Annotated in this window: 13 protein-coding genes and 2 tRNA genes; 1 reads left to right on the forward strand and 14 read right to left on the reverse strand. The window is 42.6% G+C overall.

The features are described from left to right. Positions 1–131: 131 nt before the first annotated feature. From murA to ACPFYS_RS03055, 8 genes are all read right to left on the reverse strand, one after another. The gene (gene murA / locus ACPFYS_RS03020) at positions 132–1,493 is read right to left on the reverse strand and encodes a UDP-N-acetylglucosamine 1-carboxyvinyltransferase (protein WP_427875853.1); all 1,362 of its coding nucleotides are present in this window, start codon (positions 1,491–1,493) and stop codon (positions 132–134) included. 90 nt (positions 1,494–1,583) lie between these two features. Then, the gene (locus ACPFYS_RS03025) at positions 1,584–2,903 is read right to left on the reverse strand and encodes a metallophosphoesterase (RefSeq protein WP_427875854.1); all 1,320 of its coding nucleotides are present in this window, start codon (positions 2,901–2,903) and stop codon (positions 1,584–1,586) included. A gap of 388 nt (positions 2,904–3,291) precedes the next feature. Next, positions 3,292–3,363, reverse strand: a tRNA-Gln gene (locus tag ACPFYS_RS03030). A 40-nt stretch (positions 3,364–3,403) separates the two neighbouring features. Next, positions 3,404–3,476, reverse strand: a tRNA-Glu gene (locus ACPFYS_RS03035). Between the two features lie 189 nt (positions 3,477–3,665). Next, entirely contained in the window at positions 3,666–5,228 is a 1,563-nt protein-coding gene (gene gltX / locus ACPFYS_RS03040) for a glutamate--tRNA ligase (RefSeq protein WP_427875855.1), read from the reverse strand. 49 nt (positions 5,229–5,277) lie between these two features. After that, positions 5,278–6,231: a hypothetical protein gene (locus ACPFYS_RS03045; protein ID WP_427875856.1), complete on the reverse strand. Its 954-nt coding sequence runs from the start codon at positions 6,229–6,231 to the stop codon at positions 5,278–5,280. 28 nt (positions 6,232–6,259) lie between these two features. Then, positions 6,260–6,952: a histidine phosphatase family protein gene (locus ACPFYS_RS03050; protein ID WP_427875857.1), complete on the reverse strand. Its 693-nt coding sequence runs from the start codon at positions 6,950–6,952 to the stop codon at positions 6,260–6,262. 31 nt (positions 6,953–6,983) lie between these two features. Next, positions 6,984–7,490, reverse strand: a complete 507-nt coding sequence (locus tag ACPFYS_RS03055; protein ID WP_427875858.1) for a GtrA family protein — start codon at positions 7,488–7,490, stop codon at positions 6,984–6,986. Between the two features lie 84 nt (positions 7,491–7,574). Here ACPFYS_RS03055 and ACPFYS_RS03060 point away from each other — a divergent pair, with 84 nt between their 5' ends. Continuing rightward, on the forward strand, positions 7,575–7,922 hold the full coding sequence (locus ACPFYS_RS03060; RefSeq protein WP_427875859.1) for a phenylpyruvate tautomerase MIF-related protein: 348 nt from the start codon (positions 7,575–7,577) through the stop codon (positions 7,920–7,922). Positions 7,923–8,071: 149 nt separating this feature from the next. Here ACPFYS_RS03060 and brnQ read toward each other — a convergent pair whose 3' ends face one another. From brnQ to ACPFYS_RS03090, 6 genes are all read right to left on the reverse strand, one after another. Beyond that, positions 8,072–9,541: a branched-chain amino acid transport system II carrier protein gene (gene brnQ, locus ACPFYS_RS03065; protein ID WP_427875860.1), complete on the reverse strand. Its 1,470-nt coding sequence runs from the start codon at positions 9,539–9,541 to the stop codon at positions 8,072–8,074. Between the two features lie 295 nt (positions 9,542–9,836). After that, positions 9,837–11,633 carry an arginine--tRNA ligase gene (argS, locus tag ACPFYS_RS03070; protein ID WP_427875861.1) on the reverse strand — a complete coding sequence of 599 codons (1,797 nt, stop codon included), beginning with the start codon at positions 11,631–11,633 and terminating at the stop codon, positions 9,837–9,839. Positions 11,634–11,763: 130 nt separating this feature from the next. Beyond that, a complete protein-coding gene (gene valS / locus ACPFYS_RS03075; protein ID WP_427875862.1) occupies positions 11,764–14,523 on the reverse strand; it encodes a valine--tRNA ligase in 2,760 nt (919 codons plus the stop codon). Between the two features lie 47 nt (positions 14,524–14,570). Further along, positions 14,571–16,139: an ABC transporter substrate-binding protein gene (locus ACPFYS_RS03080; RefSeq protein ID WP_427875863.1), complete on the reverse strand. Its 1,569-nt coding sequence runs from the start codon at positions 16,137–16,139 to the stop codon at positions 14,571–14,573. A gap of 83 nt (positions 16,140–16,222) precedes the next feature. Further along, positions 16,223–16,930: an endonuclease III gene (gene nth, locus ACPFYS_RS03085; RefSeq protein WP_427875864.1), complete on the reverse strand. Its 708-nt coding sequence runs from the start codon at positions 16,928–16,930 to the stop codon at positions 16,223–16,225. Beyond that, positions 16,927–17,724 (reverse strand): winged helix-turn-helix domain-containing protein, encoded by a 798-nt coding sequence (locus tag ACPFYS_RS03090; protein ID WP_427875865.1) that lies wholly within the window; start codon positions 17,722–17,724, stop codon positions 16,927–16,929. The genes nth and ACPFYS_RS03090 overlap by 4 nt, the downstream gene beginning before the upstream one ends. Between the last annotated feature and the right edge of the window lie 117 nt (positions 17,725–17,841).

A 17,841-nucleotide genomic window follows, 5' to 3' on the forward strand; every position in this document is an offset into this window, starting at 1 on the left:
AAATAAGGATTTTAGTATGTTAATAAGTTAAATTTAATAAAAAAGGCGCTGAAACGTAAAGTCCCAGCGCCTTAAAAACTCTAGTAGAAAAACTCTAGTAGAAAACTATAGAAAAATTATTAAAAATAAAACTAATCTATATCAGCTCCCAAAGCCAGAAGTTTTCCACGAAAATCTGCATAACCGCGATCGATTAATGAAATACCGTGAACATTAGAAGGACCTTTAGCTGTTAAAGCAGCAATCAAATGGCTAAAACCACCTCGCAAATCTGGTACGTCAATATCTTGTCCAGTAAGCGGAGTCGGCCCAAAAATAACAGCAGAATGTTTATAATTGCGCTGCTGAAAACGGCATGGAAGAGAACCTAAGCACTCACGATACAACTGAACCATAGCGCCCATCTGCACAAGAGGCTTAGTAAAACCGAAACGGTTCTCGTAAACAGTTTCGTGCACAATACTCAAACCTTTAGCCTGAGTTAGAGCAACAACAAGCGGCTGCTGCCAATCTGTCATAAACCCAGGATGAACATCTGTTTCAATAGCAACAGGATGTAAATCTCCACCTGGATGCCAGAAACGTATTCCTTTATCCGTAACGTCGAACTTTCCACCAACTTTGCGGAACACATTCAAAAAAGTCATCATTTCAGGCTGTGTAGCACCCTTAATAAACACGTCACCGTGAGTAGCTAAAGCTGCAGAAGCCCAAGATGCCGCTTCTATCCTATCTGTTAAAGCAGTATGAGTGTATCCTTGAAGCTCTTTAACACCCTCAATTCTGAAGGTCCTATCAACATCAACCGAGATAATAGCTCCCATTTTTTGCAAAACAGCAACCAAATCCATAATCTCAGGTTCAATAGCAGCACCTGAAAGTTCCGTACGACCTTCTGCTAAAACTGCAGCAAGTAGCGTCTGCTCAGTAGCACCAACAGACGGATAAGGTAAATGAATCTTAGTACCATGCAAACCATTAGGAGCAGTAATATGAATACCATCTTCATGATCTTTATCTACATTTGCTCCAAGTTTTCGAAGAGTTTCAAGATGAAAATCGATTGGACGGCCACCAATATTACATCCTCCAAGCGCAGGAATAAAAGCTTCACCCAGCCTGTGGAGAAGAGGACCCGAGAAAAGAATAGGTATTCTTGAAGATCCAGAAAGCGTATCAACGTCCGCAACATCAGCTAGCTGCACTCTACTAGCGTCAATAGTAACAACGCCTTCAGCTCCATTTACTTCAACGCCAACCCCATGCAAACGCAATAAGTCAGAAACCACGTGTACATCACGAATTTCAGGAACATTATTTAGTACGGACTTACCAGGAGCAAGAAGAGCAGCAACCATCGCTTTACTCACAAAATTCTTAGCTCCTCGCACTTTAATAGTGCCATTTAGCGGCTTTCCGCCTTCTACATGCAACACATCCTCATCATTGATACCAGTGTTGCTATTATGCTCAGACGTATTCTGTGCGGACACACTTACCTCTTTCGTTCACACTTCACAAACTATCACTATCATACTGTAAGAGTTGCCAAAATGCTTGTAACCCTCAATTAGAACATAGTTTTAATAACGTGAAGATTTATTACGCCAATGATGGACGATGCGAGCCAAAAGTGAAGGCTTACGCAATAAATCGACCTCAGGAAGCTCATGCTCAGATTCTGCAGTAAGACCATAAGTATAAGGTTTTTTAGAAGAAGATTTTCCCACTAAATCGCCAAATTCAAGCATTTGCGTACGAGGCTCAAATGGGTGACGGATATCAAATTCGAGAAGTCGTACCCCTCTTTTTGCAGGTTCCGGACCATAAGATCCAAAACCGCATGTGGCAGTAGCGACAAACAGAATACCATCTTTACTTACTTTTCCAGCAAAAGCGTTCCTGTGATCGTGTCCTGCTATAACAGCGAATGTTTCAGAATTTGAAAGAATATCAAACTCACCACTGTCTTCATCTGGACAGCTAATACCTTCCCCAAGGTATCCATCTGGCAAAACTTTAGACTCATCCAAAGCATAATAATGCTCACTAAACTTACGATACCCTTCAATCGCATGTTCTTGAGCCGCAAACTCTTTCGGAACCTCGCGCATAAGATCGTAATACTGAGGAAGTGGAAAATGCTGAAAAACGCACAGAGGTGAATTAACTAAAGTTGGTAATTTCTCAAGGAAATTAAGCGCTTTTTTAGACGGAGAACCATACCCACCTTCAATCGCGTAATCTCCAGAATCAACTAAAACTAGCGAAAAAACGTTACGTTCCTGCTGCACATCCATAACAGGCAATGCAAAAGTACCTGGTTCGCACGGAACAGCTAACTGTTTTGGCAGAATAGAATTAACGCATTGTACAGTACCGAAACTTTCTTTATGAACTGTACTTTTGTTCATACAACAAGAAAATTCTTGATACAAGCTATCAAGTTCAGCATTGCTAAGACCACACTGAAAATCATGATTACCATAAGTGACAACCCATGGAATATTACGTTTTTCTAGAGGCTCTACCATGCGCGAAATATGAGATTTAACCTGCGAAATAAGATTCTCTTTGTCTTTAGAATTTATAGAATACGTAATTTCACTGCTGCCGTTTTCTTTTTGAACGTTACGACGGCGGAAAGTGCGTGAAAAATCTTTTTCGTAACCAGCAATTTGATTACCTGTAAAAATCACTATATCTGGGCGCACTGCATCACAGGCCGCGCTTATAAGGCTGATTGTGTCTTTAGAAATATGCGCTACATCCTGTACGTCTGCACACTGCAGCACACGAAACTTTCCAGAAAGGTGAAATTGTAATCTCCCTAAACGTGCTGAAATTGACGAAGGTAGTGTGGAAGTTGCATTATCAACTTCAGACTGTGCAGAATCTGTCATACTTCAAGCATACGGCACATGCACTTAGTATGTAACCGCAAAACTCATAAGCATTTTGAGAAAAATTGTACAAAGCTTCAAAAACAGTAAAAATATTTGAAATTTACAGAAAACTCACAGGAAACAACATACTTACCTTAAGAATCATATGTTTAAAATAGAGACATCAACGAAAGAAACTATCGCAAAAGATAGTTTGGTTTAGATAATTAAACTTCTCTTCTTCTCTTCTCTCTAACCCCGGTCTTGAACCGGGGTTTTTGATTTCTAATCCTAATTATTGATTTCTAATCAGATTTAATTCCAAAAGTCGGGTAAGTAGCATAACGGACTATATGCCAAAATAACACAAATAACAAAAAAGCCCTCGTTCTACGAGAGCTATTCGCTGGGGTACCTGGACTCGAACCAAGAATGGATGAACCAGAATCACCTGTGTTGCCAATTACACCATACCCCAATTGGCAGGCTTCGCGGCTCTTGGAACCGTTCCGTCTTTGTACCCCCGACCGGATTTGAACCGGTGTTGGCGCCGTGAGAGGGCGTAGTCCTAGACCGCTAGACGACGGGGGCTTTCATTTATCAGCTACGCCTCTTGACGCAACAAATGACGACTTTACAACATAACAGCTCAACACGCAACCGCGGCGTGTCGAAAATATATTAAAAGTAGCAGAAAACAAATAAAAAGCGGAAATATAGCATTTAACTACATCCCCGCTTTATACAAAATCTACTTAAGATTTAAAAGCTATTTGCGATTTACAAATGCTCACGCAATCCAGCCAAACGCGCCAAAGTCACATCTTTGCCCACGATTTCCATGGACTCAAACAGTGGCGGAGAAACGCGACGGCCAGAAAGTGCAACTCGCACAGGGCCAAATGCCAAGCGCGGCTTGTAACCAGCTTCCTCAACAAGTTTCTTGTTCAAAAGCTCATGCAGGGAATCAGTATGCCAATCGGCGGTATCAACACCCTTCAAAGCAGCGAGCGCAGCATCAAGAACTTCGCCTGCAGATTCCTTCAACTGTTTACGAGCGTCGTCATCTGGCTCAATATAGCCGTCTTCGCTAAGAAGGCTACCAACCATGCCAGCAACTTCGCCAAGCAAGCGTACACGAGGCTGTACAAGAGGTGCAGCAGCGGTGAGCACTTCACGTTCTCGGTCAGTTAACGCATCCCAAGAATCCGCACTTACTACGCCATCCTTATGCAAGTAAGGCACAGAACGATTCAAGAAATCTTGCGGATCGAGCATACGAATATGCTCAGCGTTAATAGAAATTGCTTTATCCAAGTCGAAGTGTGCAGGATTTGCTTTAACATCGCGAACATCGAACTTTTCAATCATCTCGTCCATAGTGAACACGTCACGATCAGGAGCGATAGACCAGCCGAGCAAAGCCAAGTAATTCAGCAAGCCTTCTGGAATAAAACCGTTATCCCTATGCAAGAACAAGTTAGATTCAGGGTCTCTCTTAGAAAGCTTCTTCTTACCTTCGCCCATAACGTAAGGCATGTGTCCGTAAAGCGGAGTTTCCTTAGCAATACCCATTTCCATAAGATAACGGTAAAGCACAATCTGACGAGGCGTGGAGCTCAAAATATCCTCACCGCGCAAAACCACATTCACATCCATTAACGCGTCGTCAACAGGGTTCGTAAGAGTATAAAGCGGATCGCCATTCGGACGCACAATCACATAATCAGGAACAGATCCAGCTTTAAAAGTGATTTCGCCACGAATTAAATCGTTAAAAGTAATGTCTTCATTCGGCATCTTCAAACGAAGTGCAGGCTTACGACCTTCGTTGCGGAAAGCTTGCTTCTGTTCCTCAGTAAGGTTGCGATCGTAACCATCGTAGCCAAACTCAGCTGGACGACCTGCAGCAACATTACGCTCTTTAATTTCTTCAGGAGTAGAGAAGGATTCGTAAGCGTATCCTGCTTCAAAAAGCTTTTGCGCTACGTCTTTATAAATTTCCATACGCTGTGACTGGCGATATGGGCCGTTATCTCCACCAACATCAATGCCCTCATCCCAATCAATATTGAGCCAACGAAGAGCCTCAATAATCTGCTGATAGCTTTCCTCGCTATCGCGCTCATTATCAGTATCTTCAATGCGGAACAGCAATTTGCCGTGAGTATGGCGAGCTTCAGCCCAGTTAAATAGCGCGGTACGAACCATACCTACGTGAGGTGTACCAGTTGGGGAAGGGCAAAAGCGCACGCGAACATTCTTTGGAAGTTCAGGCTTTGTGGATTTTGTTGCATTATTAGCAACTTCTTGAGTTTCCTCGATATCAGTCATAGGTTCCATTGTGCCGCGCGTTACGGACGTGAATCCACGTTTATAAAATCAAAAGCTTTTAATCTAAAGATTGAGTAGATTCTTTATTGCCTTCAACATGCGCAAACTTCGCCGCAAGAGCTTCGCGAGACTTTCTATCATCCTCTTCCTTAGCGAGCTTCTTCGCAACTTCAGGATCCCACAGCACATCTTCACGATGCTTTTCCCACTCTGAAATAAGCAGAGGCGAGATAAAATTAACCAACGTACTTATATCACAATTGCAGTTATCACAATTGCAGTTATCGCTAGAATTGCGCACACAATCAACAAGCTCACGCCACTGAGAATCTTTAAACATCATTCGCGGAACGCTAGCACACTCACACACCTCGTTAATATAAAGAAAAATCGGTAAAGTTTCGCGAATATCGTTAGTTTGCAAAATAAGATTACTTAGAATACTTAATATTGCAGTGATTTTTTGCACTTCTATAGTTTCTGATTTATACAGATAAGACTCTTGTTTTGCGCAATTTACTGCAGTTTGTAAATTCTCACTACCCCAGTTTCCCTTAACTCCCAGCGTATTTGCAGCATTGTTAATTGCGTCAATATCTTCAGAAATGTGAGCTGTAAGTTTCTTAAAAATAGAATCTATATTGCGATTATTAGATTCTAAAATTTCTTCTTCCGCATCATCATAATGAGGCTCATAGCATGAATCCATATTGTCATAAGCATCAGCAGCTGCAAGAAGAGCGTCCACTATTTCTTGAGGTCTCCCTGGAATTTCATCCGCACCTTCGTAAACAAATTCAGCATCCGGCACTGTAACATCTAGGCCAGTAAGCATACGAGCAATCGCTCGCATTGAGCGTACTTCAAGATTTTCAGCATATTTCGCATCGTTATCGAGATGACGCACTTCTGTAAGAGGCCACAATGCAGTTAATTTTATTGCAGCTTCAGCAGCCTCATTTAAAGATGAAATACTTTCAGTATCTTTAGTTACTTCATCAGTATTCATCATTTCAACGCTCCTTTGCACACTCAACTATTTATTTCACATTCGCAGCGGGATCAACATATGTTACAGAAAGCACGCGCAAAGTATCACAATCGTAAGTAATAGAAGTGATTGACGCTAGTGCAGTGTGACGAAGTAGCATATTATGCTCAGCGTGGCCAGTTTCAAGCAAATGGCGATAAGACCATATTGGAGATTCATGAGTTACAGCAATAATCTGTTCTCCTGGATGCTTACGAACTTGTTCACGAGCAAAATCACTTACGCGAGTAGCAATACTTTTGTAGCTTTCTCCCCAACTTGGCTTCCACAAATTCGCAACGAGCTTCCAATTATTGTTTTTCCACAGAGCGCCTTCACCGTAACCTATTCGTTTTCCGCGGAAATTATTTCCAGCTTCAATTAAACGTCTATCTAAAATGATGTCGCTCTCTTTAGATTGAGTAGAATCTTCATCACAGTGAGCTTTTACGTAAGCAGAATCTGGAATATTCCGCAACGCATTTTCTATTTCACGCGCTGTTTCACGGGTTCTCTCTAGTGGAGAAGAGTATATTTCCGTTATTCCGCGCATTTGTGGAACTGTAGCTATATATTTTGCAGTAGCCTGTGCCATCCTCACTCCGCGAGCCGAGAGATGAAATCCCGGAAGACGCTCATACAACACGTGCTTAGGATTATCTACTTCACCATGTCGCACAAAATGAATTGTTGTAGCTGGCATTGCGCTCTACTTTCTGCTTATAAAATTCAACTTACTTGCAATTTTTTGTATGTTTAAGCGACCACATTCCTAAGCGATGAGCAAAACTCGTATCTTCTTCGGCCACATACCCAGGTTTCTGAGACTTAGTATCGTCAAGCAACCACTTTCGTATAATAAAATTCCATACAGCAACAACAACAGTTGCTATAAGCTTTCCTATATTTGTGCGCAGCACGTAGATTGCAGATCCACGTAAGCTTTCAGCTAACCCAAGCGTACTAGCCCAAATAATTAAATCGTTAATAAGCAAACCTATGACTGCAGAAATAACAAAAATCAGAAGTTCCATCCACTTTGCCATATCTTCGCGATGCTTAAAAACATATTTCATGCTGGCAATATAGTTAAAGATTAGTGAAATTACAAAAGAAATAGTACCAGCGATCACGTTATTTAAGTGCGCAAGCATTAATAAATTTAGTAACGCAACATCAATAATAAGCGCAATAATGCCTACGATTCCGAATTTAACAACCTGCTCAATAAGTTTCTTCATAATCTCCATTAAACACGCGACTGCTAACAAATAACATATAATTGTGTAGTAATAAAACTTACTGAACTTAGCAAAGGAGCGATTATGCCAGTTATTCATACTCATGTTTCTGTAAGCACTACGCCAGAGCAGCGCGAAGCTTTAAAAGCTGCTTACGGCAAGGCGATTAGCGCAGTTCCAGGAAAAAGCGAACGCTGGCTTATGTGCCCATTCGAGGACAATATGCCAATTTATTTTGCGGGAGACAATACTAAGCCTGCAGCTTACGTTGAAGTGAATGTGTTTGGATCCAGCGTACCAGGGTCAGCTTGGGAAAAGTTGACAGAGCAGATTATGGCAGCTTTAGAGCGCGAGCTTGGCGTGCCTCAAGACCGTACTTATATTCGTTACACTGCAACAACTGACTGGGGTTGGAACGGCGGCAACTTCTAACGTTAAATTTTATGCACAAATAATAAAGCGCGGATACGTTTACTTACTAAATAATTAGTAAATAAAATATCCGCGCTATTGCTATGAAAATATTGTAATAATTCTAAAGAAGATAGCGAGTTTTATAATTTTATATCAGATAAATAAATTTACTCATTTTCTACTTCAGTTAGAACACTCCCCTCAGCAGTAGGAGCAACAGTATTTTCAACCATCTCTTTCATATCCTTGTTGTCAAATAGAACCATGCGAACATATCCAACAACAAATCCAACAACAGCAGGGCAAACCCAAGCCATACCAAATTCTGAGAACGGCAGCCAGTTTTGAGCAACTATCAACATATCGTTCATATGCAATGCGTCGCGCAAAGCTGTTGGCAAACTATTCAAAAAGTCATATACCGCTGCAACACCAGTAAAACCAAGCGTCCAAGCATATACAACTTTGGAATTGTCAAAAAGTCGACCGCACAAAGCCAAAAGAATCAGAACGATTGACAGTGGATACAAGAACATCAATACTGGAACCGCGTATTCGATGATTGCGCTCAAACCAAAGTTTGCAAGACCAAACGAAACAAGCGTAATCAACACAGACCAAACGCGATAGCTAGGACCCTTAGGGAATAACTTAGAGAAGGTTTCCGAGCAGCTTACGATTAAGCCAACCGCAGTCTTTAAGCAGGCAAGCGTTACAGTTGCAGCAAGCACAAACAAGCCAACGTTTCCAAGATGGTAGCGTGCAACTTGCGCCAAAGTTACGCCACCATTTTTCGCAGGTGGGAACATTGCACGGCTACGCACACCAACAATAACAATTGCGACGTAAATCAACGCCATAAGCAAGCAACTAAAGAAACCAGAACGAGCAGTATTCACTGCCACATCTTTAGGATCTTTCACACCAAACTGACGAATGGTGCTAACAACCACAATTCCAAATGCCAAGCTAGCTAAAGCATCCATTGTGTTGTAGCCATCTAAGAATCCTGTAAAGAATGACTTATTAACGTAATTTCCTATAGGAGCAGCATCCGCAGAAGCGCCGCTTACAGGAGAAAATAGTGCTGTAAATACTAAAATCGCTAGGAACACAAGGAAGATTGGCGTAAGAACTTTACCAACCCAAGTCAATATGCCGCTTGGTTTCATAGCAAAGAAGAACGCAAGTGCAAAGAACACTACTGAGAACAAGAATAAGTAAAGCTGACCGTTTCCGTCTTGTGGAACAACGCGCTCTAAGCCAACAGTGTATGAAGTTGTTGCGCAGCGAGGAATTGCAAAGAATGGGCCAATTGTTAAATACAGCACACATGTGAAAAACATGCCGTATTTTTTGCTCGGCTTGCTAGAAAGCTCAAAAAGGCCATTTGCGCGACTCATTGCGAGTGCTGTAACGCCAAGCAATGGCAAACCAACGCCAGTAACAATAAAACCTAACGCTGCAGGCGCAGAATTAGTTCCTGCATTAGCACCAAGAAACACAGGGAAAATCAGGTTTCCAGCGCCAAAGAACATACCAAACAACATGACCGCCACGTACGCGGACTCAATAATTGTCAGGTTCCTTTTTTTCGGGGCACTGTCTGTGCTGACACTTTGTGTTGTGACGCTCATGCTTACACCTCCTATAAGGATAAATTTGTATTTACATACTATTCAGCTAAATCTCTGACTTTATATTGTGGATTTAAAGCGAAAATAATATTAGGGGGTATATTAATAAATCACATGTACTTAATCGACAAAAATTTGCAATTTCGCGCGTGTCTTCTCATAAAAATGTCAGAGAATAATCAAAAATAATAAAAAATAATAAGAAATAATTTGGGTTAATTTCAAAAAATAAAAGGACGCTAACATAAAAGCTAGCGTCCTAAACAAATCTTAAATGCTCAATAATAGCAAAAAGTTACATCTTTTCCGGAGCGGAAACTCCAAGCAAATCAAGTCCAGATGCAATTACTGTACGCACAGCTTCGTTAAGCTTTAAGCGAGCTGCAGCGCGCGCAGGCTCTGGGCACTTTGCAATGCGCGTTGCCTCACGTTCGGCTTCTGTCATACGATTTTCTGGGTCAGTTAACTCCATTGGCACAACTCGCTCAAGGTTGTACCACTTGTGGTAACTTGCTGCCAAATCCTCAAGATAATGCGCAACCCTATGAGGAGCGCGCAAATCACCAGCTTGAGCAAGAGCCGCAGGCCATTGAGCCAAAGCAGCCAACACTTCGCCGTCAGCCTCGGTATTAAGCAAGCTTAAATCAGCGCCATCTTGTGTAATTCCAGCGTCTGCAGCATTGCGAGCCACATTGCAGCTGCGGGCGTGAGCGTATTGCACGTAATACACAGGATTATCGTTGCTATGAGAAGCGAGCAAATCCAAATCAATGTCAACGCTTGTGTTGTAGTCTGTGCGAGCAAGCGAGTAGCGTGAAGCATCAACGCCAATTGCATCAACTAAATCGTCGATAGTAATAACGTTTCCTGCGCGCTTGCTCATGCGCACCGGTTTGCCGTCCTTCATAACGTTTACAAGCTGACCAATAAGAATCTGCATGTTTTCGCCAGGATTGTCTCCAAAAGCCGCGCACATTGCCATCATTCGGCCAATATATCCGTGATGATCCGCGCCGAGCATGTAGATTGCTACATCTGCAGGATTCTGTTCGCGATGACGCTTGTTACGATAGTATGCAATATCTGCAGCAAAGTAAGCGTAATTGCCGTCAGACTTAATAATTACGCGATCCTTATCGTCGCCATGCTTAGTGGATTCAAACCAAGTTGCACCATCTTTTTCGAAAATGTCTCCGCGAGAACGCAAGTCTGCAATAGCGCGCTCAACTTCGCCATCCTCGTACAGGCTGTTTTCATGGAACCACACGTCGAAACTAACGCGAAAATCGCGCATTGATTTACGAATTTCAGCAAACATCATTGGCACTGCACGCTTGCGGAACTCTTCGCGCTGCTCGGAATCGCCTTCACCAAGCGGCAATCCTTCCTCGTCTTTTCCAAGATCAATTCGTGGCAAAGAAAGAACGTCAACACCATCCGCATTTGCTTCTTTTATAACAGCGTCCGCAATTTCGTTAATATACGCGCCTTTGTAGCCGTCTGCAGGCGTTTCTTCGCCGTGAGCTGCAGCAACTAAAGACTTTGCGAAACGGTTGATTTGCTCACCGTGATCGTTGAAATAGTATTCGCGTACAACTTTTGCGCCGTTCGCTTCCAAGACTCTAGCCATAGAATCACCAACTGCAGCCCAGCGAGTACCGCCAATGTGGATTGGACCAGTTGGGTTTGCGGAAACAAACTCAAGATTCAAAGTTTTGCCGCTTAAGTGCGTATTCTTGCCAAAATTAGCACCCTGCTTTAAGACCTCGTCTACGACAGCCGCCGCAGAAGCAGAATCAAGCGTTATGTTAATAAAGCCAGGGCCTGCAACTTCTACAGACGCAATACCTTCTGCTTCTTGCAAACGCTCGGCAAAAAGTTCAGCTAAATCGTGAGGCTTCATACCAGCTTTTTTAGCGAGCTGCATGGCAACATTCGTGGCCCAATCGCCGTGTGCGCGATCTTTTGGTCGCATAACTGCAAGTTTTTCGGCAGCAGGAATCAAATCTTCTGTTAGATTTCCAGCTTTACCGCTTGCTACTAAATCTTTAGCAATTTTTTCAATTAATTCACTTAAGCTTTCTGGATTCATGGTTTACAGTCTAGCGTTACCGCGCGATGCTTAGTATTTACAATACACAAAAAGCGCTGGAGTCGAAGATTGACTTCCAGCGCTTTTGTTTTGCGATTAATTATTTTCGACTACTTGCGATTACCGGCAACTACTTCTTTTTTGCAGGAGCTTCGCCGAGTTCGCTTTGAGCAACTGAAACGTTCACGTTAGCAGCATCAGACTCCGCAGATTCAGAATCAGAAGAATCCTCAGCAACTGCCGCCTTAACAGCGTTAAGCTTTACTTCTCCAGTAACACGTCCAGCTTCAGCAACATCATCCAAAGTCTCCTCAACAGCTTTGTAAGCGTTTTCTGCTACGTTCAAAGTCACTTGCAAAATAGGAGTCTTCATAGAAACTTTTGCTTCAGACTTAATCTTTCGCAAAGTAGCCAAAGCTTCACCTGCATAAGCCAAAGTATCTGCAGAAACACCGTTTGCAGCAGCCTCATACGCCTTAGCGCATGGCCAGCTAGCGCGATGCACGGAACCTTCTCCGTCATGCATCCAGCTCCACACTTCTTCAGTAGCGTAAGGCAAGTAAGGAGCAAGCAAGCGAGCCAAAGCATCGAGTGCAAGACCAAGAGTTGTGCGAGCAGACTTTACAGCAGTTTCGCTTGGAGTGCGTCCAGTGGATTCTGCAGTACCATAAGCACGATTCTTTGCAAGCTCAATGTAATCGTCGCAGAATTCCCAGAAGAAGGTTTCGATTGCTTCCAAAGCCTTGGAATGCTCGTAAGATTCAAGCGCATCAGTTGCGGTACGAATAACGGATGCGAGCTTTGCCATAACAGAGCGATCCAAAACTTCCGTAACGTCTGCAAAATCCCAGTCCGCGGTAGCAGACTCAAGAACCTGATGCTCCTCGTCTTCTCGACCAATTGCGAGCGCAAACTTCGTAGCGTTCAAAAGCTTAATCGCAAGGCGGCGGCCAATCTTCATCTGGCCTTCGTCGTAAGTTGCATCCAAGCCAAGTTTTGCAGAAGTCGCCCAGTAGCGCACAGCATCCGCACCAAACTCTTCGATTGGCTTATTTGGCACAACCACGTTGCCCTTAGATTTAGACATCTTCTTATGGTCAGGATCAAGAATCCAGCCAGAAAGCGCAGCATGCTTCCAAGGCAAGCAGCCGTTTTCAAGATGCGCGCGGTCAACCGTACTAAACAGCCAAGTACGAATAATATCCTGGCCTTGTGGACGCAAATCCATTGGGAAAGTAGCCTTAAACAAAGCCTGATTTTCCTCACCTGGCTCTTCCCAACGAGTCACGATTTGTGGAGTTAAGGAAGATGTAGCCCAAGTGTCCATAATATCTTGCTCAGCTGTAAAGCCGTTTGGCTGGTCTCGCTGAGACTCATCGAATCCTTCTGGAACGTCAATAGTTGGATCGATTGGCAAACGATCTTCGCTAGGCGTCAAAGGATGCTCGTAATCCACTTCCCCATTTTCGTTTACTGGATACCAAAGTGGGAATGGAACACCAAAGAAGCGCTGACGAGAAATAAGCCAGTCGCCATTCAAGCCATGAACCCAATTCTCATAGCGCACGCGCATAAAGTCTGGGTGGAAATTAAGTTCCTTACCACGCTCAATAAGCTCAGCGTTCAGCTTTTCGTCCGTACCGCCGTTCTTTAAGTACCACTGGCGAGAAGTGACGATTTCCAAAGGCTTATCGCCCTTTTCGTAGAAATTCGTCATACGCTTTGTTGGCTTTGGATCGCCTTCCATGTCTCCAGCTGCTTGCAAAGCTTCAACAACTTCCTTACGAGCAGAGAACGTGGTTTTGCCAGCAATTTTCTCGAACATTTCGCGACCGGACTCATCAGTAATCCAATCAGGAGTCGTCATTACAATGCGACCGTTACGCTGAATGATTGGTCGAGTTGGCAAATTCAAGTCACGCCACCACTCAACGTCTGTTACGTCACCAAAAGTGCAGCACATTGCAATGCCAGCACCCTTGTCCATTTGAGCAGCAGAATGAGCCAAAATCGGAACCTTCACCTTAAACAGCGGTGAGTAAACTTCCTGGCCAAAGTACTTCTTGTAACGCTCATCATCTGGATTTGCAATCAAAGATGTGCAAGCAGCAAGTAATTCTGGTCGCGTGGTTTCAATATAAATTGGCGTACCATCTTCGAAACGGAACGCAATCTTATGGTAGAAACCAGGATATTCGCGCGATTCAAGCTCAGCTTGTGCAACTGCAGTTTGGAAAGTCACATCCCACAAGCCAGGAGCGTCTTTCTGATAAGCTTCTCCGCGAGCAAGATTACGAAGGAATGCTTTTTGCGCAACTCGACGAGGCTGCTCGCCAATAGTGTGATAAGTTTGCGACCAGTCTACAGAAAGACCGAGTCTGCGCCACAATGCTTCAAAAAGCTTCTCATCTTGGGAAGTCAAGCGCTCACAAAGCTCAATAAAGTTCTGTCTGCTTACAGGAACCTGATCTTTAGCTTCAATCTTCTTGCCTTCAGTGCCTTCAAAAGGCGGCTTAAAATCAGGGTCATACTTCAACGAAGTATCTACTCTAACTCCGTAATAGTTTTGTACGCGACGCTCTGTTGGCAAGCCGTTATCGTCCCAACCCATTGGGTAGAACACGTCAAAGCCTTTCATGCGCTTATATCGCGCAATCACATCAGTATGCGTATAAGAGAATACGTGACCAACATGCAAATGACCACTAACGGTTGGAGGTGGAGTATCGATAGAATATACGGCCTTACGGTCGCGAGAATTATGGAATGCGTAAGTCTTAGCTTCGTCCCAATTGCTACGCCACTTGTCTTCAAGACCATCAACGCCAACTTTGTTTGGAAGAGGCGTTAAATGTGCGCATTTTACTGTGTTATTATCCTGTTCGCTCATGAACTGAATATTAGAAACTCAGCGCGACAACGCAAATCTTATGCTTTCTACTTAACAGTTAAGTCATGTAATGGAAGCAACTGATCAGTCATGTTCTTTGTGTAACCGCTGATATTAGACTTCACAGCCATAATGCTTTTACGCGCGTAAAGCCAGTGAGCTCCAGCATTTTCACTAAGAGCCCTTGCATATTTGCTAGCATTAATCCTGTACTCATCAGCATTCTTTGCTCTTGCAGCATTAGCCCAATATTGTTGAGCAGCAGCATTCTGGAACAAGAAGGCAGAACCATTCTCAGCAAAACTGCCCTCATCTAAAGTATGAGTAAATGTTGTAAGCGCCAAATGATACTTATTTTCTTTAATTCTTTGAGCAATAGTATCTTCATCCAGTACTTCTAGGTTAATTTTCGCGCCACTAAATGCAATAATCTGATCAGAATACTGTTTACCTAGCTTCTCGTAACCTTTAGGAACTAGGAAATCAAGTGTTTTAAGGTATCTTCCACCAAAGTAACGGAACTTTGCGCGCGCCTGCTCAGCACTGTAAGGAAATATATTATTTAAATCTTCATAACCTGGAGATAGTGGATCAATAGGTCCGCCTAATTGCACGCCGCCGTTACCGTCATCAGCAATAGCAATCTTAGCGTCTAAAGAAGATCGAACTGCTTTTCTAGCCCACTGATCTTCAAAAATAGAATCAACAGTATTGCTATTAAAAGCTATAAAAACAACGCGAGTAGATTGGCCTTCAACCATATTAGTATTAGCTATCTTAGCTAAACGACCATTTTCAGTACCTTCTTTAGGAACAGCCATCTGCACTTCATTACGTTCCATAGCTTCAGCAAGCGCTGAATCAGAAGGATAGTATTGCAAAGTAATTCCTGAACATTTAGCAGGATCAGACCAATAATTGTTATTTCTAGAAAGCTCTATACTCTTACCAGCGTCGTAATTATTAACAGTAAAAGGACCAGTTCCTAACGCACTGTTAGCATAATCAACTCTTGCGTCTACGTCGTACACGATTCCAGCACGACCAGCTAAACGCCTCAAAAGTAGAGGATCTGGAGCTCGCAAAGCAATGGTAACTGTGTACATATCAGGATTCGTAACAGTTTTAATATTTTCAAGCTTTGCATAACCTGGATAATTTTTCGTAATTCCCTGCTGCAAAGAACGCAACACAGAACTTGATGTCATCTTGTCACCGTTACTAAAAGTGACTCCTTTTTGTAAACTAAACTTATAGTTCAACCCATCAGATGAAATTTCCCAAGAATTAGCTAAACCAGGCTGTAAATTGTTGTTATCATCTCGCTTTACCAAAGTCTCATAAACGTTTCCCAGTAACGCTTGCTGCAAAGCATCACTATCATCTTGTCGTATATCAAGAGATTTAGGAGCTGTGCGCAAACCAACAGTTACAACCGAATTACCAGAAGGCTTAGTAAGAATTGCAAGAGGAGAACGCCCCTTATATATTTGCCACCCAAACCACAAAGCTACTATCATTACCGCAGAAACAATAACGAACAAAATCCACGGCGCTAATCCCCTATTACGATGACGTGCATAGCCACTATACGCATCTCTGTTCATTCTTGACATATCTTACAGTGTATATCAAGAGATGAATTGCAAACAACACACTAATTGAGCAATAGTCTAATAAACTTAGAAAGCATATTATGCTACATATTCACATACGGACACGTAAAACGTAGAGGACATGAATCACATTTAGGATTTACAGCTTTACAAATGTTACGCCCATGCAAGATAAGCCTATGCGATAAATCAGTCCAATCTTTTTTATCAAAACACGAAGTTATTTCACGCTCAATTAATTCAGGACTTACTTTTGATTTATCATCATTCCAGTTAGACCGCCAACGTAGTCTGCCAGTTACTCTAATAACGTGAGTGTCTACAGGAAATCCAGGAATGTGAAAAGCGTTTCCTAGAACAACGTTGGCCGTTTTTCTACCGACTCCAGAAAGAGAAATGAGATTTTTCATATCGGAAGGAACATTCCCGTTAAATTTCTCAACTATTTGCGCTGATAAAGTAACTAAGTGCTGAGCTTTTACTTTATAGAATCCGAGTGGACGTATAATATTTTCCACTCTGCTAATAGGAGCATTAGCAAGTGCATATGCTCCCGGAAAAGTAGCAAAAAGTTCCGGCGTTACGCTATTTACTCGTTTATCTGTAGTTTGTGCGCTCAGTACAGTTGCAACTAAAAGCTCAAAAGGATTACTAAAGTTAAGTGCACACTTTGGATTTGGTATTTCTTCGCATAAAAGTTCATACTGTGCGTGCATGCGCTTAATTTTGTCTTCATGAGATTCTTCATAAGAATCATTACGAGATTCTTTACGAAACTCACTTTTACTCATACGCAATCATCGTCAGAATTAACACTTTGACTATTTTCTTTCGAATTATCTTCCGAGTCAGCATCTTTTGAAATATCTTCAGCTGATTCTGGAGGATCGAAACGGTAGCCAACATTTCTTACAGTGCCAATAATCTGCTCATATTCGACACCTAATTTTGCGCGCAAACGACGAATATGAACATCAACAGTACGAGTACCGCCGTAATAATCGTAGCCCCACACTTCTTGAAGTAAATGTGCACGAGTGAAAACTTGCCGAGGATGCTGAATAAAATATTTCAGCAACTCAAATTCTTTGTAAGCTAAATCTATAGGATGCCCGTGCAAACTTACTGTGTATCCGCGAGTATCTACTACTAAATCTCCAGAACAAATTTTTCCATCGTCAAGAACGTTTATATCTTCAGAAATAATTCCTTTAGAAGGTGCATGCGAATCATCGAAACGACCGTGTTGAGCAGCTAAACGCAACCTTCCTTCAACTTCTGCTGGAGATGCACTAGAAAGTACAACGTCAGATACTCCCCACGTAGAATTTACTACAGTAAATCCACCTTCCGTAAGAACAAGTATTACAGAAGCTTGTAATCCAGAAGCTCTAACTAGTCCACATAATGATTTCGCTAAGGCCAAATCTTCGCGTGCGTCTATAAGAAGTACTGTCTGCTCCGGAAGTTTCACTAAACTCGAAGCATCCATAGGTAGTACGCGCACACGATGAGAAAGCAATGTCAACGATGGTAACACTAGCGCAGGCGATGCGCACGAGGTCATCAACGTGATATCGGTCATATGACGCCTCCAGCCGGTTGAACGATTGATATTAAGCGACAAATTCAGCCGTTAAGGGCATTGTAGTCCATGCTTAAGAAGAATCGACAACTAAATGTCTTAAAACAATATTTTTTA

Origin of the sequence: Gardnerella sp. 2492 (assembly GCF_050320365.1) — a bacterium.
Lineage (GTDB): Bacteria > Actinomycetota > Actinomycetes > Actinomycetales > Bifidobacteriaceae > Bifidobacterium.